Source organism: Bacteroides sp. MSB163, from assembly GCF_036416795.1.
Lineage (GTDB): Bacteria > Bacteroidota > Bacteroidia > Bacteroidales > Bacteroidaceae > Bacteroides > Bacteroides maternus.
In genome coordinates, this window is the sequence record NZ_CP143867.1 from 2,540,728 (window position 1) to 2,556,615 (window position 15,888).

Here is a 15,888-nt window from a genome sequence, read left to right on the forward strand (position 1 = left end):
AAAGGAGATTATCGTATGAAAAAGCTAAGAAATATATTGATGTGTGTTGCTATAGGAGGTATGTTTGTAGGATGCCAGGATTTGGATATTCCTCCTAAGAATATTCTGTCGGGAGAAGATATATATAATGAAGGTGGTATTACAGCCTATATGGCAGGTTTGTATAGTCAGTTGCCGATGGAAGATTTTAATACGTCAAATGATGGTGATTACAATGGTTTTTATAACTGGAATTGCATCATTTGGGATATGCTCAGCACGGGTGAAACTGTAAATCGTAACAATACAGGTATTTATATTCCCCAAAAGGGATATTGGAGTATGGGCTACAAAACGATTCGCCAGGCTAATGATCTGATTGCTAATTTGCCTGCATATGTGGGAAAGTTGAAAGGTGCTGAATCATGGATTGCTGAAGCAAAGTTTATTCGGGCTTATGTTTATTTTGCGATGGTAAAACGCTATGGCGGTGTACCTATTTTGGAAACACCACAGGAAATGACTGATGATGAAAAGGCATTGTGGGTAGCGCGTAGCAGTCATGAAGAGTGTATAGACTTTATTCTTTCGGATTTAGATTATGCCATTGAGAATTTAGGTAAAACCAAAGTGGCAGGCCGTGCAAATAATACTTATGTAGCAGCAGCTTTCAAGTCGCGTGTTGCTTTGTATGCTGGCTCTGTTGCCCGTTATGGACAGGCATTTAATTATTCCGGAAGTGAAAGTGGCAAAATGCTTACTGGTATTCCTGAAGGAAGAGCAAACGATTACTTTATGCAAGCTTATAAAGCATCCAAAATTGTAGAAGAAGGTGGTTATAAGTTATATGAAGGAAACTCTGATAAAGAAGCCAACTTCCGTGAGGTATTTGCGAATGCTGATAAAAGTGATGAATCTATTCTTATCCGGCAGTATAGTAAAAATGACTTTGTTCATAGTTTTGATGCTGTATATTGTCCGCCTCGTATGACCGCAACGTATGGTGACCGTTATAATGTAACATTGGATTGGGTAGAACTGTTTGATGGTCTGCCTATTGATCCTGCAACAGGGTACTTGAAAACAACGGATGACGATGGTAATTATATTGTTTACAATGATGTTAAAGACTTATTAGACAATGCAGAACCTCGTTTAAGAGGCTCTATCTTATTACCTGGACATACTTATAAAGGAGTTGAATTGGATATTCGTTTTGGTATAATAAAGGAGGAGATTGATCCGTCTACACCTATTGCCAAATTTATAAAGGATGATGGACAGACTACCGCCAATTATACAAGTAATGCTTGGTTCAAGAATAACGTTTTGACAACAACCGAGAATATAAAAGAACAAAAGCCTTATGAGACTTCTACAGGTGCGAAACTTAATAAAAGTGGAATGGATGGTCCGGCTAATGGTGGAACGAGTAATACATTGACAGGCTTTCATGGAGCTAAATGGTTGAATTTGAACTGGACTATTGCCGAAACACAGTTGCATAGTTCCACACAATCTTGGATTGATATTCGTTATGCCGAAATATTATTGAATCGTGCCGAAGCTGCATTGGAACTTTACCAGAATGGTGTTACTAGTATTGATGAAAAAAATCTGCAACAGGATGCTTACGAATGTATCAATAAGATACGCTCAAGAGCTGGTGCTGAGTTGCTGACCAGCCCTGCAGAATTATCCAATGTATCACGTGATGGTATTGAACGTGGACAAGGTATCCGTTCGTTTGTATTTGCTCCGAATGAAGGTATGCATATCATTCGTGTAGAACGTTATAAAGAATTGGCTTTCGAGCATAAAATTTATTGGGATCTGCGTCGTTGGTTTACTTTCGATTCACAGATTTATCAATATCGCCGCAGAATGCTGTCTCCATTCTTGTTTGCCAAAGGAGCAACAGTAAATGAAGCTGGCAATCCGGTGGGTAAGTATATTTTTGACACCCGTGTTTGTGAAAGAGCTAATAACTCATTGACATTTGCTACTAAAAATTACTATGATAAGATTCCTGATGGTGAACGTAAGGTAAATCCGTTACTTGAGCAAAATAATCAGTATTAATTAGAAAAAGGAAAATAGTATGAAAAAGATATTTAATTTGCTGTTAGTTACTGCATTAGTTTTAGGTTTTTCATCGTGTGAAAAGGATAATTATGATGCACCGGAAGCTGGTGTTTTCGGGCAGGTCTTAGACCATAATGGTAAACCTCTGCAAACAGCTATGGGACAGGGAAGTATGAAGATACAGATTACGGAATTGAGTTATGCGGGTGGTGATGAATCGATTGTTGTGACGAATCAGAACCTCAATATGAGGCAGGACGGTTCATATTCCAATTCTAAACTGTTTGCAGGTACCTACCGTATGATTCCGTTGGAAGGCGCATTTTATCCTTATGATGCAGAAGGAGAAACGGTGGAACTGAAGAACGGGAAAATGGCAGAACGTAACTTTACTGTTACTCCTTATCTGGAAGTAGAATGGGTTACAGAACCTTACTTGACTTCTGATAATTTTTTGAAATGTGCAGTGAAATTTAAGAGAATAGCAAAAGAAGGAATTGCTATGCCTGATGTAAACAACATACAATTGTATATTTCGCATACGCAGTATTGTGGAACAGAATCTGACGGAAATTATACTCCCGGTTCTGTGAAAATAATTAATGATCAGGAGGGCACAACTATCGAGTTAACTTCTAAAGCTGCTATTAAATATTCCAATACCTATTGGGTAAGAGTAGGTGCGTGCTGTAACGACACTTACAAGAAGTATAACTTTACTGATATCAAGAAAATCGATCTGAAATTGAATTGATTAAATAAGTAGGTAGGTAAGTAAGGAGGGTATTTGTTTCCGTAATAAGTGCTCTCCTTCTTTTTTGAACAAAATTTTAATACTGCTTTTGGTCAGAAGCTCTTTTGTGATATACCCAGTTCGTACTTTCTTCGCTTCTATACGCAACTAAAAATAGCGAAGCAGGTACGAAGCAAGTACGAGGAGGGTATATACATGATACGAAGCGGCTCATTTTGTTCTATTTGTCGGTTACAAATCTGATAAAGGGATATGCGTCTTATATCGAAGCTGATTATCATGGCAACATAACATAATTTAAAAGTTTATTGGATGGTTTGTAATGGTACCAACTACGATTAATTGCTTTTTAATGTCTAATTAATTATTTATTTCACTTTCTGTTAATGAGTCGAAGCTACATTTGCAGAAAATAATACTATATTGTAATATCATGAAGAATTTCTATACAGCCTTTTGGATTGTCGCATGCCTTTTGATTTCATTATCCGGATATGCGCAATCTGAATGGAAAAATAATTTTTCCGATCAGGGAGAAATACTGAAAACAATGGGACGGGGTGAATGTAGCATTGCAGACGGGGTGTTCCGTTCAAAAGGTTCTTATGCTTGTTTCGGTAATCCTGAGTGGAAGAACTATACTATGTCCTTTAAAGCTCGTGCTCCCCAAGAAGCGGAACAAGTTCAAATCTGGGCAGGATTTCGTGCCAATAATCGTTTTGATCGTTATGTAGTTGGTATAAAAGGCGGATTGCAAGATGATTTATACCTGATGCGCATGGGATATATGGGTACGGATGAATTTATGGGCGTTCGTCCGTTAGGATTTCATCCGGTACCGGGTCAATGGTATCAGTTAAAGGTAGAAGTCTGTGGTAGCCGTATTCGCGTTTTCTTGAATGATGAGAAGGAACCACGGATGGATATCACAGATAAAAACAGCAACTTGGCACCTTCCGGTCCTGTGACTTTGGGAGGCGGTTGGATTGAAACAGAGTTTGACGACCTCGTTGTTACTCCGTTGGAAGAAGATGCATTGAAAAATGTGAAAGTTGCAGAATATTGCAAGGTGGCAACACCGCAAGAGAAAGAAAGCAAGCGCCAGCTTGAAAGAGCAAATTATGCGCCTGTGAAAGTGAATAGACTGGAGGAAGGACGCACGGATATTTCACTGGATGGTAATTGGCTCTTTATGCCCGGATATCAGTTGGACGATAAGGAGAAAGCGGTATCCACGGCTACGGACGATAAGAATTGGCATGTAATGTCTGTGCCTAATTTCTGGAACCCGATTCGTATTTGGCTACATGGGGAAACCATGCCTTCACCTACGGGACCTCAGCCCAAAGGTGTTTCAGATACCTATTACCAGCAGGAAACCGATCGTTGCGAGGGTTATACATTTGATTATAGAAAAACGAATGCTGCCTGGTATCGTCAGTGGATAGAGCTACCGGCTGATGTTGAAGGCAAAAATATGGCTCTGACTTTTGATGCTGTTTCAAAAGTAGCGGAGATTTATATTAATGGAGAGCTGGCAGGTTCACATATCGGCATGTATGGTGAAATACAGGTTGATGGAAGTAAGTTACTGAAGCCCGGCAAAAATTTGGTAGTAGTGAAAGTGACCCGTAAGGCGGATGGAAGTGCTTCTGAAAACGGTAGCGCTGCTATTGATTTCTTCTATTCTTCTGTTCGCGAAAGTGAAAAAGAAGGCGGAAAGGTTGCTGTAAAGAACAACATCCTGAAAGATATAGCACATGGATTTTATGGTGATGAGCCTGCAGGTATCTGGCAGCCGGTAAAACTTACTATCACCAACCCGGTGAAGGTGGAAGATGTCTTTATTAAACCTACTCTGGAAGGAGCAACCTTTGACCTGACGGTAAAGAATCATAGTGGTAAGAAGAATCAGTTTGATCTCTATACTGACATTGTGGACAAAGAGACCGGTTCTGTGCTTTACAGCAGTCTTTCTTTGCAAAAACTGGTGCTGAATGCTGATGAAGAAAAGATGTTTACTTACAGTGTGAATGGACTAAAACCTCGTCTCTGGACACCTCATCATCCTAATCTATACGATTTCCGCTTTAGACTGGTTACTGCCAAAGGTGTTGAATTAGACTGTCTGTCAGAGACTTCCGGATTCCGTACTTTTGAAGTGAAGGAAGGCTTGTTCTTCCTGAACGGTAATCGATATTGGCTGCGTGGTGGCAATCACATTCCGTTTGCCCTTGCTCCGAACGACTTGAATCTGGCTAATACTTTCATGCAACTGATGAAGGCCGGCAACATAGATGTCACCCGTACCCACACCACTCCGTGGAATAAACTTTGGATGGGAGCTGCTGATAAAAATGGTATTGGCGTTAGCTTTGAAGGTACTTGGCCCTGGCTGATGATTCATTCCACTCCGCTTCCTGATGCAAAACTGATTGAGATGTGGAAGGAAGAATTCCTCACCTTGCTGAAAAAGTATCGTAACCATCCTTCACTGCTTTTCTGGACGGTGAATAATGAAATGAAGTTCTACGATAATGATAATGACCTGGAACGTGCTAAGAAGAAATACCGTGTGATTTCGGATGTGGTAAAAGAAATGCGTCGCATTGATCCTACACGCCCCATTTGCTTCGACTCCAACTATCAGGCAAAGGGCAAAAAGGAAAAGTATGGTGCTGACTTTATGAATAGCATAGATGATGGCGACATCGATGATATGCATGCTTATTATAACTGGTATGATTTCTCACTCTTCCGGTTCTTCAACGGAGAATTCCAGCAGAGGTTTAAGATGCCCGAACGTCCGCTTATCAGCCAGGAGATGTCAACCGGATACCCGAATAATGAAACCGGACATCCGACCCGTTCTTATCAGTTGATTCATCAGAACCCTCAATCTCTGATAGGCTATGAATGTTATGACTTCTCAGATCCTAAGTCATTCCTTAACGTGCAGGCGTTCATTACCGGAGAATTGGCTGAAGCGCTCCGCCGTTCCAACGATCAGGCATCGGGTATCATGCATTTTGCCCTACTCACCTGGTTCCGTCAGGTTTATGATTATCAGAATATTGAGCCATATCCTACGTATTACGCCTTGAAGCGTGCTTTGCAACCAGTGTTGGTAAGTGCTGAGTTGTGGGGACGTAATCTTTATGGTGGAGATAAACTGCCGACACGTATTTATGTAGTGAATGACCGCGAGGATGGTACAGCCCTGAAACCTACTTTATTGCGTTGGGAAGTACAGGATGAAACCGGAAAGAAACTGGTTTGGGGTAGTGAGGAACTCCCGGCTGTGAAGCATTATGGACGCTACTATATTGAACCGAATATCCAATTACCGGTTAACTTGCCAGCCGACAAGGTGAAAGCTAAATTGGTATTGAAGTTGACTGAGAATGGTTTACCGGTATCGGAAAATGAATATAACCTGCTGTTAGCCCGTAAAGACTGGAACATAAACCAAGTAGCAGAAGGCAAAAAAGTGCTTCTTCTGGATAAAGAGGGTATGAAAGATAAATTTGATTTCCTTCATATAAACTATCAGGCGGTTTCTACCATAAAAGAAATGATGAATCCGAAACTGAAAGCTGATCTTTGCATTATTTCCGGATTGACCGAGTGTACGGACGAAGAAAAAGAAATGCTTCGTTACTATCAGTCAAAGGGAGGAAAGTTACTTTTACTGAATAGTAAAGAAGTTGCGAAGACCATTTATCCTGAACATATCACGAGTTGGATTATCCCGACAGAGGGTGATATCGTGAATATGGAACGCAATGATGCACCGGTGTTTGATGGTATCGACGTATTGGAACTGCGTTATTTCAATAATAATAAGAGAGAAATTCCTTTGGCTTGCAATGCTACCCTGAAAGTAAACCGGAATGAAAATCTGATAGAATTGGCAGGGCAGATGAAGATTCATGCTTATATCGACGGTGGAAAGCCGGAAGACCGTATTCGTAAAATCGATTCGATGCGAGGTTTAACCTTATTGCAGATAAAGGATGGAAAGGGATTGGCTACAGTTTCTACCATGTGTACGGAGAAGGCTGATACCGACCCGATAGCTGGAAAGCTGTTAGTGAACATGATAAATGAATTATTGAAATAGCAAGCAACGAATAGTTTGATACGATTCTGATTTTACTGATACAATCAAAATACTATGGTCAAGAAAATTCTGATATCCTTTTGTTTGAGTGCTGTAGCCCTGGTGGCTACAGCACAAAATGAACCCTACAAAAACCCGGATTTGACACCTTCCGAACGGGCATGGGACTTGTTGAAACGTATGACTCTGGAAGAGAAAATCAGCCAGATGAAAAATGGCTCGCCAGCCATTGAGCGCCTTGGAATACCGGCATATGACTGGTGGAATGAAGCACTGCACGGAGTGGCGCGCGCCGGAAAAGCAACTGTTTTTCCTCAGGCGATAGGACTTGCCGCCACTTTTGATAATCAGGCGGTTCATGAAACCTTCAGCATCGTATCGGATGAAGCCCGTGCCAAATACCATGATTTTCAACGTAAGGGTGAACGGGATGGTTACAAAGGATTAACGTTTTGGACTCCGAATATCAATATATACCGTGATCCGCGTTGGGGACGAGGTATGGAAACTTATGGAGAAGACCCGTATCTGACCTCTCTGATGGGATTGGCCGTAGTGAAAGGCTTGCAGGGTGATGGCACCGGAAAATATGACAAGACACATGCTTGCGCCAAGCACTATGCCGTGCACAGTGGTCCGGAATGGAACAGGCATAGCTTTGATGCCAAGAATATTTCCCAGCGCGATTTATGGGAAACCTACCTGCCCGCTTTTAAAACCTTGGTGACAGAAGGGAAAGTAAAAGAGGTGATGTGTGCCTATAACCGCTATGAAGGAGAACCGTGTTGCTCTAACAAGCAATTGTTGATTCGTATCTTGCGCGAGGACTGGGGATATGATGATATTGTGGTTTCAGATTGTGGGGCTATCGGCGATTTCTACTATCCTAATCATCATGAAACCCACCCTACGGCTGCGGCTGCCTCGGCTGACGCTGTTGTCTCAGGGACAGACCTGGAATGTGGCGGCAGTTATTCTTCTTTAAATGAAGCGGTACGGAAAGGACTGATATCAGAAGAAAAAATCAATGAATCGGTTTTCCGTTTATTGCGCGCTCGTTTCCAGTTGGGCATGTTTGATGATAATACACTTGTTTCGTGGTCTGAAATACCATATTCGATTGTAGAGTCAAAAGAACATGTAGCCAAGGCTTTGGAGATGGCACGTAAGAGTATGGTATTGCTGACTAACAAGAATAATATCTTGCCGTTGAGTAAATCTGTTCGTAAAGTTGCCGTGCTGGGGCCTAATGCCAATGACTCCGTGATGCTTTGGGCAAACTATAACGGTTTCCCTACTAAATCTGTCACCATCCTTGAGGGCATTAAAAGTAAACTTCCCGAAGGAGCTGTATATTATGAAAAAGGTTGTGATTTTGTAAATACACAGACTGTTTTTAGCTACTTCGATTGTTGCTCGTATGATGGGAAGAAAGGCTTTAAGGCAACCTTCTGGAATAATAAGGAATTGGAGGGTGAAGCGGTGGCAGTCGGTCATTTTAGTGAGCCGCTGAACTTTGGCAATGGGGGTAACACCGTATTCATGCCGGGAGTAAATCTGCACGATTTCTCGGCGCGCTTTGAGTCGGTATATACCCCGAAGGAATCTGGCGAAGTCTCTTTCATTATTTCTGCGGATGATGGTTCCCGGCTGTTCATTGATGGGGAAGAGGTTTACTCTGAGTGGCATAATGGAGCTACAAGAGAGAAAATGTATAATCTGAATGCAGTGAAGGGCAAAGCCTATAAGGTTGTATTAGAGTATTTCCAGGCTGGCGGAGAAGCTTCATTGAAATTTGATATAGGTATTAAGAAAGAAATAAATTATAAGGAAGTGGCCGATAAAGCGGCTGAAGCTGACGTGATTATCTTTGTTGGCGGACTTTCTTCTGCGCTGGAAGGTGAGGAAATGCCGGTGGACCTTCCCGGGTTTAGAAAAGGTGACCGCACCAATATCGATCTGCCTCAGGTGCAGGAAGAGATGCTGAAAGCTTTGAAAAAAACAGGTAAACCGGTTGTTTTTGTCTTATGTTCCGGCAGTACGCTGGCATTGCCTTGGGAAGCGGAAAACCTGGATGCGATTATTGAAGCATGGTATCCCGGCCAACAGGGAGGAACAGCTGTTGCAGATGTCCTGTTTGGTGATTATAATCCTGCCGGACGCTTGCCGCTTACTTTCTATGCATCGAGCGGTGATCTGCCCGATTTTGAAGACTACGATATGAGTAACCGTACATACCGCTATTTCAAGGGAAAACCTCTGTTTCCTTTTGGACATGGATTGAGCTATACCACTTTTGATTATGGCAAGGCTAAAGCGGATAAGAAAATACTTCGGGCAGGTGAGGGGCTGACTTTAACCATACCATTGAAGAACATCGGTAAACTGTCAGGAGATGAAGTCGTGCAAGTCTATCTGCGTAATCCCGGCGATAAGGAGGGACCGATTAAAACGCTGAGAGCTTTCCGCAGGATTTCTCTGGAAGCCGGTCAGGCGGAAGATGTTCTGTTTGAATTGCCCGCCTCAACATTTGAATGGTTTAACCCGGCTACAAACCGCATGGATCTTCTTCCCGGCAAGTATGAACTACTCTATGGCGGAACTTCGGATGAGAAAGCGCTGCAAAGATTGGTGGTAACATTAAAGAAGTAAAATGAGTAGCCCGGGTAAGCGGAAATGGCCAAGAAAATATTGTGTAACTATATCAAATACTCTTTTCATGAAAACATCTTCTAAGTTAGGGGCGGCGGCTATATTGATATTGCTGGCGTTGCTTCCTATGAACATTGCCTGTGTACAAGCACAAAAACAGCAAGTACTCCGGCAGAGTATCAAAACCACTTATCCGACAAGAGACTGGGCGATATCCGACTTTGTTGTGACCGACCCAGCTTTCGGTGCTAAAGCCGAACCGGGATTTGACAACAGGGCGGCTTTCCAAGCGGCTATTGACGCTGCGTATGAAAGCGGCGGCGGGGTAGTGTATATACCTGCCGGAAATTATGAATTCCGTAGTACGCAGCTTGGCACAAAGAATGTCAGAGTTCGCCAGGGCCGTTCGGAAAGCAAGAAAGATTTCCACTTTGAATACGTTTTGCGCCTCCATCCCGGAGTACAACTTCGTGGCGATTGGGCTAATCCGGAGGTCAATAACGGAAAAGTCCTCGGAACCATTCTTGAAGTACGTGTCGGCAAAGATGCACCGAACTATGACGGAAGTGTTGAAAGCTGGTGGAACGACGGACAGGCGGGCAATGCGCTTCGCACGACCTATACGAGCATAGCTGACAGATTCATCGAAATGAATGCAGGCACCGGAGTTACTAATCTCTCCATCTGGTATCCTGAGCAAGACATCAATGATGTGAAACCCTATCCGTGGACATTGTTCCAAACCCAGGGAGATTGCGCCACGATAGAGCATGTCACTCTCGTCAACTCTTACAATGGCTTTAATTCTGCACCGAGTGAGTTGCACTATGTGCTGGATAGTTATATCACAGCACTAAACAAGGGTATCGAAGTGCACGTATGTACCGATATCGGGCGTATTGAGAATGTCAGGATTAGTCCTGAGTATTGGGCTGAATCCGGTCTTCCGGGAGCACCTTCTCTGGCTGACGTAACAGCCTATACAAAAGCGAACGGTACGGGATACCAGATGCACCGTTCGGACTGGGAATATGTTTCTTACCTGCGTGTGTCAGGTTACAAGACAGGCGTATGGATTGGGCGTGAGCCCGGCTTTGCCGATGCCCCGAACGCTCAGTTGTATGAGGTGCATGTAGACGATTGCGGGAATGGATTGTATGTGGAAGATGTCAATCCGTATGGCATACTTATATCCAATTCTTCATTCGGAGCGTCCGAAGATGGCAATGCCGTATACTTTTACAAGGATTTCAGCACTTCGGTACAATTCAATGGGGTGGATTTCAACGGGCCTGTTGTAAGTGACGGCAGCGATGGAGTCGTGTCGTTTGAAAGCTGTACGTTTAGTGAATACGGGGATTATGCCCTCAGGATGAACAGTGGCAATGCATTGCTATCCCAATGCGATTTCAAGAAGAAGGCCGGACATGTATATCTCGGAGCGGATATGCATACGCTGAAGTCGGTTAATTCGGGTTATAAATGCAATCTGAAAGTTGATAATCACAGCACTTCGGCCAAAGTAGAAGTGGTTACGGGGAAGAAGTACTTTTTCGACCCCATACCTAAGAACGTAAAAACAAATATAGCTGTGCACCCGAGGCCGGCATCGGACAAAGTATTGAAAGCGGACCTGGCAAGGGCAACGGGCTTTAATAATAACCGTCCTGTGAAAGATGTGTCGGCTGAACTGCAATCTGCCCTTGATGCGGTGAAAGCTGCCGGTGGCGGTACGCTCTACTTGCCTGCCGGAAGGTATCTGGTGGACAATCCTGTTAAAGTTCCTTCGGGAGTTGAATTGAGGGGCTCGTGGGATGTGCAACATCACACGCAAAGTGGTGGTACTGCCATATTTACCAACTATGATGGCGGAGCTGCCGGAGAAAAAGGTGCTTCACTCCTGCAACTTGAAGCGGGTGCCGGCATCAGGGGCATTACACTGGCACAGCTCAATATCGCTTCTGATGGCTACAGCGTATCAAACCCGCGAAAGACTCCGTTCTTGATACAGGGACAAGGCCCCAAGGTGTATATAATCAATGTAACCATAGCGGTAGGCGACAAAGGTATAGATCTGGCTTCATATGACACCAGTGGCCACTATGTCGATTATCTGGGTGGTGTGCCTTTAAGGGCGGGCATCTGGGTTGGCGGTGGAGCCGAAGGTGGATTCATCCGCAATATGCAGTTTAATCCTCACTATGGGTCGAGACTTCCGAAGGGAGGACAGGGCTATCCGGAGGTATTTATGATGCGGTTTGTACAATCTAATTGCAGTGCGCTTAAGTTTGCGGATGTCAAGAACCAGACTATTTTCAACAATTTCGTTTACGGTTCGGTATATGGAATACATTTCCTGAAAGATGCGATAACCGGTAAGTATCCGGGCAAGATGACCGTTATAGGACATGGCTCTGACGGATGCACCTATTCTTTATTTGTGGAAGATGCGGATAAGAATACGAAGATTGTCGCGGTTAATTCAGAGTTGGTTAATACTAAGATTCCCAATGAGCCGGTGAGGTCGTATGTCCTTATGGGAGATGAAGTTAACACCGGTAAGGTTCATCCTGACGCCAAACTTATCCTGTATAACAGTGCATTCTGGGGAAGTCCGGTTTTCGGGGCGATTATAAATAATGGCGTTGTGTCATTCCAACAGGCCAATTTCTCGCGTTCCGGTACACAGGGGGTAGATGTCAGAGGTGGCAAAGCGCATGTGTACACTTCTTATTTCGCTCAGAAAGTGGCAGGTCCGACCGCCGGAGACGGCGGATATGCAAGGCTGGGGGGACAAGGTAAATCAATAGAACTCACTAATAACTATTATCTCTCTGGATTGCGGTTCAATAAATCGGGAGAAGGGCTGATTTATGGTTCTGACAAGAAGTAGGTATTGTAGCGTTTGGCCTTATGAATACATGGTCGTTTCCTTTCGTGGAAATTCTGTTTACTCCAAATGGTAACTTCATTTACATGCCGAGGTAAAGGCTGTTACATACCGAAGTAAAGAGCGTTACAATAGGAGGTAAAGGTCGTTACATCCTGCGGTAAATGCTTTTACATTGTGAGATAAATGGAATGTAAATGCTATCTGTTGATAATCAGTAAACTATCGAATGTCATCCTGAGCGTAGTCGAAGGATCTACTCCCTTGGCACAAAGGTGCACTAATAATAGGAGAGTAGATTCTTCGATTACGCTTCCTTAGCATGATTTGCAGATGGATGGTTCTACAGATTGATAAAAAGGCGATTAATGTTTCATTTTAATTGAAAATTAATTCTCAGATAAGCGTAATATAGCTGATTGCTTAATCTGTGGATTTTATTTTTGCAGCAAAGATTATCAAGTGGAATAGGTAGCAAGTTTTTAATAACAGATATAAAGATAATGCATTATGAAGAATAAGTTATTCGTTACTTTGGGCATCCTCGGCATGAGCATGTTGGCTTATGCCGGTCCCAAACACTCTCAGGAGACTTCTTATCCAAGTTACAAAGGATTGATTATGGCAGGATACCAAGGTTGGTTTCGCGGCCCGCAGGATGGAACCAATCAAGGCTATGGCCATTATGGCACCGGAAAGCAATTTGACGAGAAACATTGCACTATCGACGCATGGCCCGATGTGAGTGAATATGAAAAGACCTATGAGACGCCTTTCCGGCATGCCGATGGAAGAAAGGCACGTGTATTCAGTTCAGCGGACAAGTCTACTGTCGACCTGCACTTCAAGTGGATGAAGGAGTATGGCGTAGATGGAGTATTTGTGCAACGCTTTTTTAGCTACACCCGTGGAGACCAGCAAAACTCGGTACCGAACCGTATTTTAGCGAATGCCTTGGAAGCGGCTTCAAAGTATGACCGCGCCATAGCTGTCATGTATGATTTGTCCGGGTTGAAAAAGTCTGGTGAGGATTGTTCCCTGATTATGGAAGACTGGAAAAGGCTGGTAGACAATCAGAAGGTAACGAATCAGGCAGGGAAAAAGACTTATCTGCATCATAATGGAAAGCCCGTGGTAGCTATATGGGGAGTTGGTTTTCCCGACCGCCCTTATAATATCAGGAACATCGGTTTAGACCGTTTGATTGACTTCTTGCAGAATGACCCTGTTTATGGTGGTTGCACGGTGATGTTGGGTGTTCCTACTTTCTGGCGTAATCTGGAGGCTGATTGTATCAATGACCCCTATCTGCATACAGTGATAAAGAAAGCGGATATAGTTTTGCCATGGACTGTTCAGCGTTTTTCTCCTTTGTTGCATAACGACATGGACCGCTTCCGTGACTTGGTGATTGAAGATATCCGTTGGTGTAAGGAGAATGGCGTAGACTATGTTCCTGCCGTAACTCCCGGATTCAGTTGGCACAATCTTAGCAAACTGGAATTCCCGGATGACGTGAAGCCTGTTGGCAGTATTCCCCGTCAGGGAGGACGTTTCTATTGGCAACAGCTTTCTACTGCAATGTTGGCGGGTGCCGAGATGATTTATGTGGCCATGTTTGATGAAGTGGATGAGGGAACCGCCATCTTTAAATGTACGGGAGACCATCCGGTTAGTGATGTGGCCAAGTTTATTGATATGGACGGACAGCCTTCCGACCATTATCTGTGGCTGACAGGCGAGGCTGCCCGCATGCTCAGGAAAGAGATTCCACTGACGTTTAAGATGCCCGTAAGAGAATAACTAATGAAACGATCTTGCTTTATAATAGTCCTGTTTGTATCTTTCTTGCTTTGGGCGGGCGGGGTACAGGCACGAATAACATTACCCTCCTTTTTCTCGGATGGGATGGTGTTGCAACAACAAAGTTCAGTTGCTATTTGGGGAAACAGTGACCGGAAACAGCAAAAGGTTACTGTAAAGACTTCGTGGAATAACAAAAAATACACAGTAACGACGGATGAATCGGGTAGCTGGAAGGTAAAAGTAGAAACACCGGTATATGGTGGTCCCTACCATATTGAGGTGAATGACGGCGAGACGTTACGAATTAATGATGTATTGATTGGTGAGGTCTGGCTCTGTTCCGGTCAGTCTAATATGGATATGCGTGTAGGCGGTCGTTACAGCGATCCGGTGATGGGGGCGTTGGATGCGATTGTGACTTCAGGAAATCCCGGAATACGTATGTTTACAGTAGCAAGCAAAATGACCTCCGAACCGTTGACTGATTGTAAAGGTGAGTGGCAGGAAGCCTCATCGGAGACAGTTCCCGAGTTTTCGGCTGCAGGATACTTTTTTGCACGTAAACTGAATCAGGTGTTGGGTATTCCCGTAGGCATTATTCATGCCAGTTATGGAGGTTCACGGGTGGAAGCCTGGATGAGTAAAGAAGGCGTGGCGCCTTACAAAGACTTGCCGGATGTGCATAATGCTTCTATTCTCTATAATGGGATGTTGAGTCCTGTGGTCGGATATGGCATTCGGGGATGTTTATGGTATCAGGGGGAAGCGAATGTGGATGTACCTGATTTATATACGCAGTTGTTTCCCTCATTGGTGAGCGACTGGCGTAAACAATGGGGAATAGGGGAATTCCCTTTCTACTATGCCCAGATTGCTCCGTTTAATTATAATAAAGGAGAGGGAAAAGGCAAGAATTCGGCTTACCTGCGTGAAGCGCAAATGAAATGCCTTCATCTTATTCCTTCTTCGGGTATGGTTGTGCTGACGGATGTTGGCGATGACCGCACTATCCACCCTATGGAGAAAGAAACGGTGGGCAATCGGTTTGCTTATCTGGCCTTGGGGCGTACTTATGGTAAGAAGGGCTTTCCGGTAACGGGACCGTTGTATAAATCTATGCAGACGGAGGGCAACAAGATTATCTTGTCGTTTGATGAAATGGGCAAGGGGCTGACTACTTATCGGCAACCCTTGAATGGCTTTGAAGTAGCCGGCGAGGATAGAGTATTTCATCCCGCCCATGCACGTTTTGGTAAAGATGCGCAAACGGTTATTGTCTCAAGCCCGGAAGTGGAACAACCTGTCGCGGTGCGCTATGCCTTTAAGGATTATGTAAAGGGTTGCCTTTATAATATGTCCGGTCTTCCGGCATCTTCATTCAGAACAGATAACTGGTAATGCCCTTACGCTTGCCACCTCCGCCCTCCGGCTATAAACCGGAGTATCTGGACCTGAATGGAGACGGGAAACCGGACATGCGGATTGTCATTGAATACCCGAAAGAACGTATATATCAACTGGAATAATTTTACCCTTCGTTGATTATCCGTACAAAAGGTAAGACGATGAAGGTAGAGGCTGATTGGAATCTTATACACT

The 15,888-nt window shown here is 43.8% G+C and carries 8 protein-coding genes; all 8 read left to right on the forward strand.

Annotated elements, in window-relative coordinates:
* Window positions 1-15: 15 nt before the first annotated feature.
* Window positions 16-2,061, forward strand: coding sequence for a RagB/SusD family nutrient uptake outer membrane protein (locus tag VYM24_RS09080; protein ID WP_291551364.1), 2,046 nt, complete (start codon window positions 16-18; stop codon window positions 2,059-2,061).
* Window positions 2,062-2,080: 19 nt separating this feature from the next.
* The gene (locus VYM24_RS09085) at window positions 2,081-2,818 is read left to right on the forward strand and encodes a DUF3823 domain-containing protein (protein WP_330941989.1); all 738 of its coding nucleotides are present in this window, start codon (window positions 2,081-2,083) and stop codon (window positions 2,816-2,818) included.
* Between the two features lie 433 nt (window positions 2,819-3,251).
* The gene (locus tag VYM24_RS09090) at window positions 3,252-6,941 is read left to right on the forward strand and encodes a glycoside hydrolase family 2 protein (protein WP_330941990.1); all 3,690 of its coding nucleotides are present in this window, start codon (window positions 3,252-3,254) and stop codon (window positions 6,939-6,941) included.
* Window positions 6,942-6,995: 54 nt separating this feature from the next.
* Window positions 6,996-9,593, forward strand: coding sequence for a xylan 1,4-beta-xylosidase (xyl3A, locus tag VYM24_RS09095; protein ID WP_299092486.1), 2,598 nt, complete (start codon window positions 6,996-6,998; stop codon window positions 9,591-9,593).
* A 67-nt stretch (window positions 9,594-9,660) separates the two neighbouring features.
* The gene (locus VYM24_RS09100; RefSeq protein ID WP_330941991.1) at window positions 9,661-12,486 is read left to right on the forward strand and encodes a glycosyl hydrolase family 28-related protein; all 2,826 of its coding nucleotides are present in this window, start codon (window positions 9,661-9,663) and stop codon (window positions 12,484-12,486) included.
* A gap of 507 nt (window positions 12,487-12,993) precedes the next feature.
* A complete protein-coding gene (locus tag VYM24_RS09105; RefSeq protein WP_291551369.1) occupies window positions 12,994-14,286 on the forward strand; it encodes a glycoside hydrolase family 99 protein in 1,293 nt (430 codons plus the stop codon).
* Between the two features lie 3 nt (window positions 14,287-14,289).
* Window positions 14,290-15,687, forward strand: a complete 1,398-nt coding sequence (locus tag VYM24_RS09110) for a sialate O-acetylesterase (protein ID WP_330941992.1) — start codon at window positions 14,290-14,292, stop codon at window positions 15,685-15,687.
* Entirely contained in the window at window positions 15,687-15,815 is a 129-nt protein-coding gene (locus VYM24_RS09115; protein WP_330941993.1) for a hypothetical protein, read from the forward strand. Before VYM24_RS09110 ends, VYM24_RS09115 begins: the two co-directional genes overlap by 1 nt.
* The last annotated feature ends 73 nt before the right edge of the window (window positions 15,816-15,888 follow it).

Bases quoted from the DNA above. Each gene is read 5' to 3' on its own strand.
- VYM24_RS09080 (WP_291551364.1), top strand. From the start codon at position 16: ATGAAAAAGCTAAGAAATATATTGATGTGTGTTGCTATAGGAGGTATG.
- VYM24_RS09085 (WP_330941989.1), top strand. From the start codon at position 2,081: ATGAAAAAGATATTTAATTTGCTGTTAGTTACTGCATTAGTTTTAGGT.
- VYM24_RS09090 (WP_330941990.1), top strand. From the start codon at position 3,252: ATGAAGAATTTCTATACAGCCTTTTGGATTGTCGCATGCCTTTTGATT.
- xyl3A (WP_299092486.1), top strand. From the start codon at position 6,996: ATGGTCAAGAAAATTCTGATATCCTTTTGTTTGAGTGCTGTAGCCCTG.
- VYM24_RS09100 (WP_330941991.1), top strand. From the start codon at position 9,661: ATGAAAACATCTTCTAAGTTAGGGGCGGCGGCTATATTGATATTGCTG.
- VYM24_RS09105 (WP_291551369.1), top strand. From the start codon at position 12,994: ATGAAGAATAAGTTATTCGTTACTTTGGGCATCCTCGGCATGAGCATG.
- VYM24_RS09110 (WP_330941992.1), top strand. From the start codon at position 14,290: ATGAAACGATCTTGCTTTATAATAGTCCTGTTTGTATCTTTCTTGCTT.
- VYM24_RS09115 (WP_330941993.1), top strand. From the start codon at position 15,687: ATGCCCTTACGCTTGCCACCTCCGCCCTCCGGCTATAAACCGGAGTAT.